The sequence below is a fragment of the Nocardia sp. 852002-20019_SCH5090214 genome, assembly GCF_001665865.1.
Taxonomy (GTDB): Bacteria; Actinomycetota; Actinomycetes; order Mycobacteriales; family Mycobacteriaceae; genus Nocardia; species Nocardia nova.
In genome coordinates this window covers 1-15,943 of the sequence record NZ_LZMK01000375.1, presented here as the reverse complement: position 1 = coordinate 15,943, position 15,943 = coordinate 1, and the positions used below count along the sequence as shown (strand labels likewise).

The following is a 15,943-nucleotide window of genomic DNA, read 5'->3' as shown; positions in this document are numbered from 1 at the left end:
CCGGCCGGACGCGATAGGGTCACTGCACGATTACGAATGGCGCACGGGCGGATTTCAGCCACCCGGCGGGGTCCGTGTTGCTAACGATTGGGCGGTCGAATATCGTCCAGCGAGCGCAAGTGTGACCGTTCGTAGCCGCGGCGTCGCTCATGTCGAAAGGTCGGGTTCGACGTGGGTGCAGATCATGCCGTCGCTGACGGAAGTGGTCGTGGCGCGGCGACAACAGCAGACAGCAGCAGAAAGAGAGCAGTATCCATGCGTTTCGGCAGGTCGGCCGCGCCGGTTTCGCATTCGGCGCTCGCGCCGGAGTCAGCCCCCAGAGGGCGGCGAGGCGCTCAGCGTGGTTGGCGCACACGACTTCTCGCTGCGGGTGCCGCGATGGCACTCCCGATTGCGGCGGGCATCATGGCCCCGGCCGCCATCGCCGCTCCCGTTCACGCACCCGTGCACCAGACTCCCGCGGGCGGCTACGACGAACTGATGGTTCCGTCGAGCATGGGGCCCGTGAAGGTGCAAGTGCAGTGGGCGCGCAACGGCGGTAACGCGGCGCTGCTGCTGCTGGACGGCCTGCGTGCGCGCGACGACCGCAACGCCTGGTCGTTCGAGACCAACGCGCAGCAGATGTTCGGCAACGACAACGTCACCCTGGTGATGCCGGTGGGTGGCCAGTCCAGCTGGTACGCCGACTGGCAGGGCCCGAGCAACACCAACGGCCAGAAGTTCACCTACAAGTGGGAAACGTTCCTCACCAAGGAACTTCCGGACTTCCTCAGCAACTACGGGGTTTCGCGGACCAACTACGCGGTCGCCGGTCTGTCGATGAGTGGTCCGGCGGCGCTGCGCCTGGCGGCGTTCCACCGGGACCAGTTCAAGTACGCGGCCTCGTTCTCCGGTCCGCTGAACTGGAACGCCCCCGGTATGCGCGAGGCGATTCGCGTGATGATGCTCGACGCCGGCCGCTTCAACGTCGACTCGATGGCCGCGCCGTGGAGCCCGCAGTGGCTGCGTTCGGACCCGATGGTGTTCGCGCCGCAGCTGCGTGGTCTGCCGATGTACATCTCGGCCGCCAGTGGTCTGCCCGGTCAGTACGACCACCCGAACGGCCTTGTCGGTGCGTTCAATACCGGTAACGCCATGGGCATCGAGCTGATCTCGATGGTCAGCACCCACTCGTTCAAGGCTCGCCTGGACTCGCTGGGCATTCCGGCCGCCTACGACTTCCCGCCCACGGGCACCCACTCCTGGCTCTACTGGCAGGACGAGCTGGCAAAGGCCCGCACGGGCATTCTGGCCGCATTGAACGCCTGATCAAGGGCCGTAACAACAGCTGAACCCGGCGCCGCGCAGATCAGATCTGCGCGGCGCCGGCATGTTGCGGGCGGGCGCCGGTTGCGTTGTGCGCTGCGATTTCTAAGGTTTGCTGTCCGCGCGTCCTACCGCCTCGAGCCGTCCGGGCGCGGTACAACACTCCTGTGGCAGGTGTGGCATCTGGTAGACGGGGGACGGTTCGTCGCGGCCGCTGGGGCCGTCGACGACTCGCGATGCTGGCCGCTGCCGTGGTCGTGCCGATGGCTTCCGGAATCAGCGTCGCACCGCTGCCGGCATTCGCCGAACCCGCCGCGGTGCCCGCACCGGCCGGGGCGGTGATCGAGAAGGTCGTCTGGCTGACCGATCGCCGCGTCGCTCTGTGGGTGAATTCGCCGTCCATGGGTTCACCCGTCCAGGTGCAACTACTGCTGGCCCGCGACTGGAATTCCCGCCCGGACGCGCGATTTCCACTGCTGTTCATGCTCGACGGCCTGCGCGCTCAGGACGACGAGAGCGGCTGGACCAAGGATGCCGGGGCCGTCGACTTCTACGCGGACAAGAACGTCACCGTGGTGCTGCCCATCGGCGGCCAGTCGAGCTTCTATTCCGACTGGGTGCAGCAGGACAACGGCAAGAACTACAAGTGGGAAACCTTCCTGACCAAGGAATTGCCGCCCCTGCTGGAGAACCAGTGGCGCGCCACCGATGCCCGTGGCGTCGAGGGGCTTTCGATGGGCGGTACGGCCGCGATGTTCCTGGCCGGCCGCAATCCCGGCTGGGTGAAGTACGCGGCCTCGTATTCGGGCTTCCTGACCACCACGAGTGTCGGTATGCCACAGGCGATCATGTTCGCGATGCGCGACGCCGGCGGATTCGACGCCAACGCCATGTGGGGCCCGCCGACGAATGCCGAGTGGTCCGAACACGATCCGTATCAGCTGGCGCCGAAGCTCAAGGGCATCAGCCTGTACGTTTCCGCCGGCAGCGGCACCACCGGCGCCTACGACAAGCCTTCCGACATCCCGGGCATCAGCACCAATTACGCCGGGATGGGCCTGGAAATGCTGTCCCGGCTGACCAGTCAGAACTTCGTCGACAAGCTGAACAAGCTGTCGATTCCGGTCCAGGCCAATTACCGCCCCTCCGGCACACATTCGTGGCCGTACTGGGATTTCGAGATGCGTCAGTCCTGGTCCCAGGCCGCGGCCGCGCTCGGCGTGGAGGCCGACAAACCCGCCTGCGCGGTGAACGGCGCGGTCGCCGCGGCCGTGCAGATCGACAAGTGGCTGGGTGACTGCGTCACCGGCGAATACCAGGTGACCAACGGCAGCGCGCAGGACTTCAAGGGCGGCCGGATGTTCTGGTCGCAGGCCACCGGCGCGCATGCGGTCGCGGGAGCGATCGGCGGGACCTACCAGGCGACGGCCGGACCGGGCGGCCCGCTGGGCTTGCCCACCGCCGCCGAACAGCCACTGCCGGACGGTCAGGGCCGCTTCCAGACCTTCCAGGGCGGTTCGGTCTATTGGACGCCGCAGACCGGCGCCCAGGTGATCCGCGGGGCGATTCTCGCCGAATGGGAGCGGCAGGGCTTCGAACGTGGCCCCGCCGGCTATCCGACCGGGCCGGAGGCCAAAACGCCGAACAAGGACGGCGTGGTGCAGGGCTTCCAGGGCGGTCCGATGTACTTCAGCGACAAGACCGGGGCGCACCGGGTGCAGGGCCTGATCCTCGGTAAGTACGCGCAGATGGGCTTCGAGAACAGCTGGCTCGGTTTCCCGGCCGCCGAGGAACAGCCGACCAAGGATCTGGGCCGCTACAGCAAGTTCGAGGGCGGCAACATCTACTGGAGTCCGCTCTCGGGGGCATGGGCCGTTCGCAACGGCCCGATCATGGACGCGTGGGGGCAGCAGGGCTTCGAGAACGGCAAGCTCGGCTACCCCATCAGCGACGAGTTCCCGGTTCCCGGGGGCGTGCAGCAGAATTTCCAGACCGGATTCGTCGTCGTGCGCGACGGCAAACCGCCCGAGGTACACGGAGCCTAGGGCGATAAATCACCTTTAAGTGGTTGATGAGGGTTCCGGCCATGGGATCCCTGTCCGCGCCGGTTGCCGTTAACCTGGAGCGCGACCTGCTAGGAGTTCTAGCCCTCAGCGAACTAGATCGAGGACACGATTCATGCTTCGGACCCGTCCGGTCGGAGAACGGTACATCGCCGGTGGCAAGGTCGCCGGCATCATGGTCGCGCTGGCGGCCACGGGATTACTGGCCGCCTGCGGCGGTAACGATTCCACGGCTTCGAGCACGCCCACGTTGAAGCCGTCCACCACGACCGCCACGGTCGCGCCCGCGCAGAGTGCGCCGAACAGCGCGCCGGCGGCGCCCGAGCCGACCCAGGAACAGGCCCCGGCCACCAGCAGCGCGAACGAGCGTCCGGAGCCGGCGCAGCCGAACTCGGGTGACAACACGCAGCTGTCGGCGAAGGATCAGGCCTATCTGGACGAGTTGAAGAAGCGCGGGGTGAATCCGTCCAGCCCGGACATCGCGATCACCGCGGCCAACTACGTCTGCCAGAGCAAGGCGAGCGGCGCCTCCGATCAGGAGGTCAAGACGTTCGTGAACGCGATGGCGGGCACCGACCCGTCCTTCGATCCGCAGAAGATGTCGGTTGAACAGGCGGGCCAGATCTACATCGACGTCGCGACCCAGTCCTACTGCAACAAGTGAACGCGCGACGACGTTCCGGATACGCCGCGGGCGGTCCCGGCCGCAACCGGCGGCCGGGCTGTCTGCTGTTCGTGCTGATCGCGGTCCTGGTGGCGATCGTGGCGCTGGTGCTGTGGTTCGTGCTCGCGGGCCGGCTGCACGTCCCGAAGCCGGGACCGCCGAAGCCCGGTAAGCCCAGCAGCCAGCCGGCCTCCTGCCCGGATGTGCAGTTACTGGCGATTCCCGGCACCTGGGAGTCGAACAGCAACGACGACCCGCACGATCCGACGGCCAATCCGGCGTCGTTGATGCTGCATGTGACCAATCCGGTGCGCCAGCAGTTCCCGGAGTCCCGGCTCGACGTCTACACCGTCCCCTACGTCGCGCAATTCTCCAATCCGATCGCGCTTCCGCCGGACGGTCAATCGTCCTACAACAACAGCCGGTCCGAGGGCACGCAGCGTGCGCTGGCGGAACTCACCGATATGTCGAAGAACTGCCCGCTCACCAACTATGTGATCGCCGGATTCTCGCAGGGCGCCGTGATCGCGGGTGATATCGCGGCACAGATCGGCGCCGGGCAGGGACCGGTCGCCGCCGACCAGGTTCTCGGTGTGACGCTGATCGCCGACGGCCGTCGCGTGAACGGGCCCGGACAGGCCGGTGAGATCGGGGTCTCCCCGCCGGGTGTGGGCGCGGAGGTCGCGCTGAAGGGCCTGTCGGTTCCGGGCATCACCATGACGGGGCCACGTGCCGGTTTCGGTTCGCTGGCCGGGCGCACGAACACCATCTGCGCGCCCGGGGATCTGATCTGCGACGCCCCGCAGCAGGCGTTGAATCCGGTGAATATCGTGCCCAGCCTGATGACCCTGGTCCATGCCGTGGGCAATCCGGTGCACAGCCTCTACAACACCTTCCAGGTGGACGATCAGGGCACCACGGCCACTCAATGGGCGGCCGCCTGGGCCGAGGGGCTGATCAAGGACGCGCCCCACCCGGCGCACGGCTGACGACCAGCGGTGACCGCGGTCGCCGGAGCTCCCGGGAAAAAAGTAAACCCGAGGGTCACTCAGATTTTGGTGAAGGCTGTAAAGTGCAGCGATGATCGCGCCACAGCGCACATCCGCACAGCCAGGAGCAGAGAGTTCATGACAGAAGCCGCCGCCGCCGGCGCGACCAGCGGTGTCGAGATGACAGCGCTGGGTGTTCCGGCGCGCGCGTTCCGATTCGCTGCTGCCGGTGAAGGAAATCAGCAGGAGGGCGGTGCGCGGAAATTCGTCAAGCTCGCCCAGCAGGCCGAGGAATACGGATACGACTCCTTCGCGATTCCGGACCACCTCGGCCCCCAGGTCGGGCCGATCGCCGCGCTCGGCGCGCTGGCCGTGGCCACCGACCGCATCCGGATCGGAACCTCGGTGCTGGCCAACGGTTTCCGGCATCCGGTGGTGCTGGCCAAGGACGCCGCGACCATCGACGTGCTCTCGCGCGGGCGGCTGGAACTCGGCGTCGGCGCGGGCTGGATCAAGAGCGAATTCGAAGCCGCCGGCCTGCCCTACGAATCGCCGGGCGTGCGGTTGGAGAAGCTGGACGAGGCGCTGACCATTCTCGATGTGCTCCTGCGCGGGCAGGAATGCCATTTCGAGGGCAAGCACTATCAGGTGCGCGGCATCAAGGGCACGCCGCGGCCGCGGCAGGGCCCGCGCCCGCCGCTGGTGACCGGCGGTGGCGGCCCCAAGATGCTGCGGCTGGCCGCCAAGCACGCCGACATCATCTCGGTTGTGCCGCGCACGACCAAGACCGGTAAGGGCCTGCTGTCGGGAATCACCCTCGAGAAGACCATCGAGAAGGTGAATCTCATCAAGGAGGCCGCCGGGGACCGGTTCCCCGACATCGAACTCAACTGGACCATCACCGCCGTCGTGATCACCGACGATCGCGAGCGCACGGCCGAGATGGCGTTGGCCGCCCTTGACAAGGGTTTGCACCCGGATCTCGAGGTCGATGTCCAGCTGTCGGTGGAAGACATCCTGAATTCGCCCTATGTGGCCATCGGCACATTCGAGGAGATCGCCGAGCAGATCCGTAACGTGCGGCGATTGACATCGATGTCCTATGTCGGAGTGTTTCCGACCCAGATGGATGCTTTCGCACCGGTGATCCCCTTGCTGCGAGAGGAGCCGTAGCGAGTCGCCACCGTGCAAGCCGGGGAATCGTTCGGCTCGCTCCGGAGACCGCTTCGGGGCCTGCTCTGTAACATGTCCCTGGCTCGAGTACATCTAGCCGATAGGTGGTCACCGCGCAGACCACCGGAAAAAGCTGCAGGCATGCTCTCCCACCACAGAGCGCCCGCGGGTGAAAGAGAGTCGGGGCCTCACAGGTAACAGCGGCCATGTCGCCGTGCTGCGTGTGCCTCGGAGGAGAAGGAATGACGGACGAGACTTTCGACGACTACCTGGACGAAACCGGGAACATCGCAATTCCCGAGGGCCGCACCCTGGTCGATTACGTCGAGAAGCACACCCGCAACGATGCGAACGATCTTGCGTATCGCTATATCGACTACTCCCGCGAGCGCGACGGGGAGTATCAGGACCTGACCTGGAAGGAATTCGGCGTCCGGCTGCGCGCGGTGGCCGCTCGCCTGCAACAGGTGACCAAACCCGGCGACCGGGTGGCGATCCTGGCGCCGCAGGGCCTGGACTATGTGATCTCCTTCTTCGCCGCCATCTACGCCGGCACCATCGCGGTGCCGCTGTTCGATCCGGACGAGCCGGGCCACACCGACCGCCTGCACGCCGTACTGGGCGACTGCAAGCCGTCGGCGATTCTGACGGCCAGCTCCTCGGCCGCCGGCGTGCGCCAGTTCTTCCGGCCGCTGCCGGCCGCGCAGCGTCCGCGCATCATCGCCGTCGACGCGGTGCCCGACACTCTCGGCGAGTCCTGGGTGCGGCCGAATCTGGCCGTCGACGACATCGCCTACCTGCAGTACACCTCGGGTTCGACCCGGACCCCGGCCGGCGTGGAGATCACCCACCGCGCGGTCGGCACCAACCTGCTGCAGATGGTTCACGCCATCAATCTGGACTGGAACTCGCGCGGTGTCACCTGGCTGCCGCTGTACCACGACATGGGCCTGCTGTGCGTGATCCTGCCGGCGATCGGCGGTAAGTACATCACCATCATGTCGCCGAGCGCCTTCGTCCGGCGCCCGGGTCGCTGGATCTCCGAGCTCGCCGCGGTATCCGACGGTGCCGGCACCTTCGCCGCCGCGCCGAACTTCGCCTTCGAGCACGCCGCGGCGCGCGGTCTGCCGAAGAACGGCGAAACGCTGGATCTGTCGAACGTGATCGGCCTGATCAACGGCAGTGAGCCGGTGACCACCTCGTCGATGAAGAAGTTCAACGAGGCCTTCGCCCCCTACGGGCTGCCCAAGACTGCGATCAAGCCCTGCTACGGCATGGCCGAGGCGACTCTGTTCGTCTCCGCGACGCGGGCCGAGGACGAGGCCAAGGTCATCTACGTCGACCGCAACGAACTCAACGCCGGCCGCGTGGTGAAGGTCGACCAGGGCGCGCCGAACGCGATCGCGCAGGTGAGCTGTGGCTACATCGCGCTGTCGCAGTGGGCCGCGATCGTCGACCCCGAATCCATCGACAGCCCCGAGGGCGCGCAGGAGCTGCCCGAGGGCCGCGTCGGCGAAATCTGGTTGCACGGCAACAACATCGGCATCGGTTACTGGGGTCGCGAGGAGGAAACTCGCAAGACCTTCAAGAACCTGCTGACCAACCGCCAGGCCGAGGGCTCGCACGCCGCCGGCACCCCCGACGACGCGATCTGGCTGCGCACCGGCGACTACGGCGTCTACGTCGACGGCGAGCTGTACATCACCGGCCGCGTCAAGGACCTGGTGATCGTCGACGGCCGCAACCATTACCCGCAGGATCTGGAGTTCTCCGCGCAGGAGGCCAGCAAGATGCTGCGCCCGGGCTTCATCGCGGCGTTCTCGGTGCCGGCCAACCAGCTGCCGGCCGAGGTCTTCGCCTCGGACAGCCACGCCGGTCTGAAGTACGACGCCGACGACGCCTCCGAGCAGCTGGTGATCGTGGCCGAGCGGGGCCCGGGCGCGCACAAGGCCGACCCGCAGCCGATCGCCGACGCGGTGCGCGGTGCGCTGTCGCAGCGTCACGGCGTGACCGTGCGTGACGTGCTGCTGGTGCCCGCCGGTTCGATTCCGCGTACCTCGAGCGGCAAGCTGGCACGCCGGGCGTGCCGGGCCGCGTATCTGGAGGGCACCCTGCGCGGCGGCTATCAGCAGCAGGCCTTCCCCGACGCACCGGACGAAGAGTAAGTCGTGTTCCCGGTGAATTCCCACCGTTCCGAGATCGGGGTTTCTCGTCGCCCCGGCCGGTCCGTTGGTCGCTGTGACGTGCCCGTTCGACGGGCCGGCCGGCAGCCCGCAGCGGTGTGGAATTCGCCGGGGGACGCGATCTGCCGGCGGGTTGTCCACAACCCGCGACTTATCCACATGACGGCGAATCGGCTGTCAATCCCCGCCCGCGCAACATTCGCACACAGGTAGCTTGAGGAATTGATGGCTGACAACGAGGGCACCCAGACGACGGCAACCACCGGCGACGCGAACGCCGAGGTGGAGCAGCAGACCACTGCGACCGAACAGAGTGTGACCGAACCGGGCGGCGCGGCGAAATCCGGCGGCACCGATATGTCGGTGGCCGAGCTGCGCGAGTGGCTGCAGCGCTGGGTCGCCGACGCCACCGGCCAGCCCGTGGAGCAGATCACGGTCGACCGGCCGATGGAGGAATTCGGCCTGGCCTCCCGTGACGCGATCGCCCTGGGCGGTGATATCGAAGAGCTCACCGGCGTCCTGCTGAACGCGACGATCGTGTATCAGCACCCGACGATCGCGGCGCTCGCCGAGCGGATCATCAACGGTGAGCCGGAGGCGCCGGAGGAGGCGGCCGACGACTCCTTCTACACCGCCGGATACCAGCCGGGGGCGGCGCACGATATCGCCATCGTCGGTCTGTCCACGCGATTGCCCGGAGCAGGCGATACGCCGGAGTCGACCTGGGATTTCCTGATCAACCGGGGCGACGGCATCCGGGAGCTGCCCGAGGGCCGCTGGTCCGAATTCCTGGCCGATCCGGATATCGCGGCGGCCGTCGAGAACGGCAATACCCTCGGCGGCTATCTCGACCAGGATGTGATCAAGGGCTTCGACGCGGAGTTCTTCGCGATGTCGCCGGTCGAGGTCGAGCGCGTCGATCCGCAGCAGCGGCTCATGATGGAGCTGACCTGGGAAGCGTTGGAACACGCGCGAATTCCGGCGAATACCCTCAAGGGTGAATCGGTCGGCGTGTTCATCGGCACCTCGACCAACGATTTCTCGTTGATCGCCGCACTGGGGCTGGGCAAGTCGGACGCCGACGCTCCGGCCTCGGCCGATGCCTACGCCCTCACGGGCGGCTCCACCGCGATCGTCGCCAACCGGGTGTCGTACTTCTACGATTTCCGCGGTCCTTCGGTAGCCGTGGACACCGCGTGCTCCTCGACCCTGGTAGCGGTGCACGACGCGGTGCGTGCCCTGCGCAACGGCGACGCCGACGTGGCGCTGGCCGGTGGTGTGAACATGCTGCTGGCCCCCGCGATCACGCTCGGATTCGACTCCATCGGCGCGGTCGCGAAAGACGGCCACATCAAAGCGTTTTCCTCCGATGCCGACGGCATGGTCCGCAGTGAGGGCGCCGGCATGGTGGTGCTCAAGCGCCTGGCCGACGCCGAACGCGACGGAGACCGAATTCTCGCGGTGGTGAAGGGCACTGCCGTCAACTCCGACGGCCGTTCCAACGGCATCGTCGCCCCGAATCCGGATGCCCAGGTCGATGTCCTGCGCCGCGCGTACCGGGATGCCGGTATCGCGCCCTCGACCGTCGACTACATCGAGGCACACGGCACCGGTACCCCGATCGGTGATCCGATCGAGGCCGACGCGCTCGGCCGGGTGGTCGGCCGTGGGCGCGAAGACGACAAGCCGGCGCTGCTGGGTTCGGCGAAGACCAACTTCGGACATCTCGAATCCGGCGCCGGCGCCGCCGCCCTCGCCAAGGCGATTCTGGCGTTGCAGCACAACGTCATTCCGCCGAATATCGGCTATGCGGGGCCGAGCCCCTTCATTCCGTTCGATCAGGCACACCTGAAGGTCGTCGACGAGCCGACCGAATTCCCGCGCTACAGCGGTACCGCCACCATCGGTGTCTCCGGATTCGGATTCGGTGGCACCAACGCGCACGTGGTCATCCAGGAATACGTACCGGCCGCCGCCACCGAGGTGAAAGACGATGCGGCGCAGGGTACTTCGGCCGAAACCGAGCTCGACGCCGAACTCGACAACGAGGCGACCGATGTGCTCGCCGGTGCCGAGGCCATCATCGAGGGCAACGATCCGCTGGCCGAACCCGAGCCCGTCGCCGAGGCTGCCGAGTGGACGCAGGAACGCACCGAGCCCCTGCCGGTGATCCTGCCGGTTTCGGCCTACCTGCCGTCGCGCCGTCGCCGGGCCGCGAGCGACCTCGCCGACTGGCTGGAATCCGAAGCGGGACAGGCGACTCCGCTCGAGGATGTGGCACGGTCGCTGGCCAAGCGCAACCACGGGCGTTCGCGCGGCGTGGTGCTGGCGAAGACGCACGAGGAGGCAGTGGCCGGCTTGCGCGCCATCGCCGCCGGTAAGCCGGGACCGGGTGTGTTCACCGCCGATTCCCCGGCCGCCCAGGGCCCGATGTGGGTGCTGGCCGGATTCGGCTCGCACCACCGGAAGATGGGTAAGCAGCTCTATCTGGAGAATTCGATCTTCGCCCGGACCGTGGACGAGGTCGACGAACTGGTTGTCGACGAGGCCGGATATTCGGTCAAGGAGATGATCCTCGACGACGCCCAGGACTGGGATGTGGGCACCTCGCAGGTGGGTGTGTTCACCATCCAGCTCGGTCTGGCCGCGCTGCTGCGTGCGCACGGCGCCGAACCGGCGGGCGTGGTGGGACATTCGCAGGGTGAGGCGGCCGGTGCCTACATCTCCGGTGGCCTCCCGCTCGAGGACGCGGTGCGGGTGATCTGCGCACGCTCGCGGCTGATGGGCGAGGGCGAGCAGATGATCACCGACGACCAGGTGCGCAATATGGCCCTGGTCGAGTACAGCGCCGAAGATATCGAGAAGGTGCTGCCGGAGTATCCGGATCTCGAGGTGGCGGTGTACGCCGCGCCGACCAATACCGTGATCGGCGGGCCGCCCGACCAGGTGCACGCGATCGTGGCGCGCGCCGAGGCCGAGGGCAAATTCGCCCGGGTACTGCAGACGCGCGGCGCGGGACACACCTCGCAGATGGATCCGCTGCTGGGCGAGCTGGCCGCGGAGCTGGCCGGTATCGAGCCGACCAAGGTGACCACGGATCTCTACTCGACCGTGCACAAGGCGACCGTGTACAAGGCCGGTTCGGACCCGGTACACGATGTCGATTACTGGGTGACCAATATGCGCGGCTCGGTGTACTTCACCAACGCGATCCGCCGCGCCGTCGACGCCGGCGTCACCACCTACCTGGAACTGGCGCCGAATTCCGTTGCGCTCATGCAGGTCATGGGCACGACCTTCGCCGCCGGTGTGCACAACGCGGCCCTGATCCCCACGCTCAAGCGTAAGGAGGACGAGGCCGCGGGCGTCATCTCCGCGCTCGCCCAGCTGTATGTGCAGGGCCATCCGGTCGACCTGGTGTCGCTGCTGCCCGCCGGTGACTACGCCGATGTGCCGCGAACGGCCTTCCTGCGCAAGGAGTACTGGCCCAAGGTCAGCATCGCGACGGGTTCGGGCAGCGGTCGCGCACCCGGTGCGCACGTGGCGCTGCCCGACGGCCGCCACGCCTGGGAGGTCGCGGCCTCGGCGGTCACCGATCTGGCCGGTCTGGTGAATGCGGCTGCGGCGCAGGTGTTGTCGGAGGTGGCACTGGGTGCGACCGTCGCGCATTCCCCGCTGCCGGCGTCCGGCACCCTGACCACGACGCTCACCCCGCATCCGGGCGGAGCCTCGGTGCAGGTGCACGTCCGCGAGGGCAATGCGTTCCGGCTGCTGTTCGATGCGGTGGTCACCGCGAGCGCGCCGTCCGGCAACGGAACTCCGGCTCCCGCGGTCCAGCCCACTCCCGCTCCGGCCGAGACGGACAGAGGCACAGCCGATCTCGTCGTCGCGGAGAGCTTCGGCGAACGCTGGGATCCGAACGGTACGCAGACCGTCGAGGAGCGCCTGGCCACCATCGCCGCGGAATCCATGGGTTATGCCGTGGAGGATCTGCCGATGGAGATCCCGCTGATGGAGCTGGGGCTCGACTCGCTGATGGCGATGCGGATCAAGAACCGCGTCGAATACGAATTCGACATCCCGTCGCTGCAGGTCTCCGCGGTGCGCGATGCCAGCCTCAACGAGGTCGGCAAGGTGCTGCGCTACGCGATAGAGCACCGCGACCAGGTCGCGGCGATGGCGGAAAAGCAAGCCGCCGAGGGTGGTTCGCTCACCGTGGACGACAACTTCGTCGCCGCCGCGCGCGCGGCGATGGAGGCCGGGGAGGACCCGGCCGCGGCGGTGAAGCAGCAGGTGGAGGCCACCGAGCCGAAGCCGGCCGAGACGGTTGCTCCCGCCGGCGACGCGGTCGATGCGAAGACCGGATCCGAGAACGGCACCGCTCCCGCGCAGGCGGCGGCAGTGTTCGGCGGCGGCCGAGACGCGGGCACCAAGGAACCGGAATCCGATGTGCCCCCGCGTGATGCGGCCGAGCGGTTGACCTTCGCGGCTTGGGCGATGGTGACCGGTAAGTCGGCCGGCGGCATCTTCAACACCCTGCCGATCCTCGACGAGGAGACCGCGGAGAAGCTGGCCGCGCGCCTGTCGGATCGGGTCGGCGCGACGATCGACGTCGAGGATGTGCTCGATTGCGAAACCATCGAGCAACTGTCGGATATCGTCCGGGTACACCAGGACAACAGCGGTGACGTCGAAGGATTCGTACGGCCCCTGCGGCCGCGAGCCGAAGGCTCGAAAGCTGTGCCGGTCTTCGTATTCCATCCCTCCGGCGGTAATACGCTCGTTTACGAACCCCTGCTGAAGCGGCTGCCGGAGAGTACTCCGATGTACGGCTTCGAGCGGGTCGACGGTTCCATCGAGGAACGGGCGCGTCAGTACGTCACCAAGATTCGGGAAATCGAGCCCGCTGGCCCGTACGTGTTCTACGGGTGGTCACTGGGTGCGGTCCTGGCTTTGCAGGTGGCACAGATCCTTCGTTCGGAGGGTGCGGACGTCCGTCTGGTCGGCCTGATCGACTTGGCTCTGCCTACCCAGGATGAGGACAACAGTCCTCAGGGACGGCGCGGCCGCATCGAGCGTTTCCAAGCCTTTGCGCAGAAGACTTACGGCATTCAAGGCGAACTGGACGACGAGATGCTGCAGGAACTCGCGGAGGCGTCCGACGAGGAGCAGTTCAAAATCGTCACGGATTTGCTGAAATTCGCTGACGTGAAGATCCCGGGTGGTGTCATCGAACACCAGCGTTACTCGTGGATCGAAAGCCGTGAGTTGGAGAAGGCCCAGCCGTCTCACTACGAGGGCGATGTCGTTCTCTATCTGGCCGATCGGTATCACGACGGCATGATCGAGCTCGAGCCTCGTTTCGCCGAACGCAAGCCGAACGGCGGATGGGACGACTACATCCCCAACCTGGAAGTCATCCACATCCCGGGTGACCACCTCCAGATCATCGATGAACCGCGCGTCGCGCAGATCGGTGCCGACCTCACCCGGAAACTGGCCGCGATCAGCACCGAAGCCGACGATGCGCCCGGGAAGGGAGAGCAGTGAGTACGACCGCCGAGAGGCTTGCCGACCTGCGGAAGAAGCTGGAACTCGCGCAGGAGCCGGCCGGCGAAGCGGGGATTGCCAAGCGGGCCAAGAAAGGTATCCCCTCGCCGCGCGAGCGGATCAACATGCTGCTGGACCCGGGTACCTTCGTGGAAATCGGTGCGCTGGTTCGCAATCCGGCGGACAAGAACTCGCTGTACAGCGACGGTGTGGTCACCGGCCACGGGCTGGTGGAAGGCCGGCCGGTGGCGGTGTTCTCCCACGACCAGACCGTGTACGGCGGGACGGTCGGCGAGATGTTCGGCCGCAAGGTCGCCTCACTCATGCGCTTCGCCGCCAAGATGGGTTGCCCGCTGGTCGGCATCAACGACTCCGGCGGCGCGCGCGTGCAGGAGGCGGTGACCTCGCTGCGCTGGTACGGCGAGATGGCGATCGTTCAGGAATCGCTCTCGGGTGCGGTGCCGATGGTGTCGCTGATCCTCGGCAACTGTGCCGCCGGTGCGGTATATCAGCCGATCTGTACGGATGTCGTGATCGCCACCGCATCCGCGCACATGTTCGTCACCGGCCCACAGATCACTCGCGAGGCCACCGGTGAGGACGTAAGCGCCGACGAGCTGGGCGGCGCCTACAACCAGGCCGATTGGGGCAATATCCACCACGTCGCCAAGGATGAGAAGGCGGCGTTCGAGTGGGCGCGCGAATATCTGAGCTTCCTCCCGTCGAGCTGTCAGGAGGAGCCGCCGATCGTCAATCCGGGCCTCGAGCCCGAGATCACCGAAACCGATCTGGAACTCGACAGCTTCGTCCCCGACTCCGACAACGCCAGCTACGACATGCACGAGGTGCTGCTGCGGATCTTCGACGACGGCGGCTTCCACGAGGTCGGGTCCGATATGGCCCGCAACATCATCACCGGTTTCGCCCGGGTCGACGGCCGGTCGGTCGGCGTCGTCGCCAACCAGCCGATGTACCTGGCGGGTGCGCTCGACGCCAAGGCGTCCGACAAGGCCTCGCATTTCGTGCGGATGTGCGATGCGTTCGAAATTCCGCTGGTGCTGGTTGTGGACACGCCCGGCTTCATGCCCGGTTTGGAACAGGAGAAGGCCGGCGTCATCAAGCGCGGCGGCCGCTTCTTGTTCTCCTTCGTGGAGGCGACGGTTCCGAAGGTCACCGTCGTGGTTCGCAAGGCCTACGGCGGCGGCTGGGCGGTCATGGGGTCCAAGGCCCTGGGCGCGGATGTGTACTTCGCCTGGCCCACCGCCCGGATCGCCGTGATGGGTGCGGAGCAGGCGGTCGGCTTGGTCGGCCGTCGCCAGCTCGAAGCGGCGCCGGAGGATCAGCGTGAGGCCATCCGCAAACAGATGATCGACTTCTACAACGCGACCGCGGCCACCCCGTGGCCCGCGGCCGAGCGCGGCTACATCGATGCGGTCATCGAACCCTCGGCGACCCGCCTGGAGATCCGCAAGGCGCTGACGCTGCTGCGGGACAAGCGCCTGCAGCGCAACCCGCGCAAACACCACCTGCTGCCGCTGTAGAGCGGCACATGAGCGCACAGCGCCGCCCGCACCGCACGAGCGGTCCGGGTGGCGCTGTCGCGGGTATGCCGGGGTAACGTCCGGTTGAACGCCGGGTAGCGCGTGTCTTTCGTGGAATCGCCCGGTCGGCGGGCCGCCATATGAGAGCCTTCAGCTATGGGTAGCTCACCGAAGGCTGTACTCGAAGGCGGGCCGGCCGACCTGCCGCACCGCATCGTTCCCATCACCCCACCCGGCATCGAATTACGCGTGCAGAACGCCGGTGGCTACGAACGTTTCAAATCCACACCACGCCGCCAGGACACTCCCGAAGGCAATCTCCCGGTCTACGAGTGGATCGAACACGTCGACGTGTAGGCCCCGGCCCGGCAATCCCACATCGCTGCATACGACGACGGCGGGCGGCGCACGATATGTGCGCCCCCCGCCGTGGTCGTATGCAGCGACGATCAGAACACGCGCAGCTGTCCCGGCC

The 15,943-nt window shown here is 67.0% G+C and carries 9 protein-coding genes; all 9 read left to right on the top strand.

The genetic code is table 11. The features are described from left to right. Positions 1–378: 378 nt before the first annotated feature. On the top strand, positions 379–1,308 hold the full coding sequence (locus A5780_RS30725) for an alpha/beta hydrolase family protein (RefSeq protein WP_063016845.1): 930 nt from the start codon (positions 379–381) through the stop codon (positions 1,306–1,308). A 233-nt stretch (positions 1,309–1,541) separates the two neighbouring features. Beyond that, positions 1,542–3,350 carry an alpha/beta hydrolase-fold protein gene (locus tag A5780_RS30720; protein WP_064910684.1) on the top strand — a complete coding sequence of 603 codons (1,809 nt, stop codon included), beginning with the start codon at positions 1,542–1,544 and terminating at the stop codon, positions 3,348–3,350. Positions 3,351–3,483: 133 nt separating this feature from the next. Then, entirely contained in the window at positions 3,484–4,032 is a 549-nt protein-coding gene (locus A5780_RS30715; protein WP_181065262.1) for a DUF732 domain-containing protein, read from the top strand. Then, positions 4,029–5,021 carry a cutinase family protein gene (locus A5780_RS30710; RefSeq protein WP_064910682.1) on the top strand — a complete coding sequence of 331 codons (993 nt, stop codon included), beginning with the start codon at positions 4,029–4,031 and terminating at the stop codon, positions 5,019–5,021. The genes A5780_RS30715 and A5780_RS30710 overlap by 4 nt, the downstream gene beginning before the upstream one ends. A gap of 138 nt (positions 5,022–5,159) precedes the next feature. Further along, positions 5,160–6,194, top strand: coding sequence for an LLM class F420-dependent oxidoreductase (locus A5780_RS30705; RefSeq protein ID WP_030516807.1), 1,035 nt, complete (start codon positions 5,160–5,162; stop codon positions 6,192–6,194). Positions 6,195–6,436: 242 nt separating this feature from the next. Next, positions 6,437–8,359 carry a long-chain-fatty-acid--AMP ligase FadD32 gene (gene fadD32 / locus A5780_RS30700; RefSeq protein ID WP_030516808.1) on the top strand — a complete coding sequence of 641 codons (1,923 nt, stop codon included), beginning with the start codon at positions 6,437–6,439 and terminating at the stop codon, positions 8,357–8,359. A gap of 375 nt (positions 8,360–8,734) precedes the next feature. Next, positions 8,735–13,927 carry a polyketide synthase Pks13 gene (pks13, locus tag A5780_RS30695; protein ID WP_231983156.1) on the top strand — a complete coding sequence of 1,731 codons (5,193 nt, stop codon included), beginning with the start codon at positions 8,735–8,737 and terminating at the stop codon, positions 13,925–13,927. Further along, on the top strand, positions 13,924–15,468 hold the full coding sequence (locus A5780_RS30690) for an acyl-CoA carboxylase subunit beta (RefSeq protein WP_030516810.1): 1,545 nt from the start codon (positions 13,924–13,926) through the stop codon (positions 15,466–15,468). The genes pks13 and A5780_RS30690 overlap by 4 nt, the downstream gene beginning before the upstream one ends. Positions 15,469–15,624: 156 nt before the next feature. Further along, on the top strand, positions 15,625–15,825 hold the full coding sequence (locus A5780_RS30685; protein WP_036497026.1) for a DUF5988 family protein: 201 nt from the start codon (positions 15,625–15,627) through the stop codon (positions 15,823–15,825). The last annotated feature ends 118 nt before the right edge of the window (positions 15,826–15,943 follow it).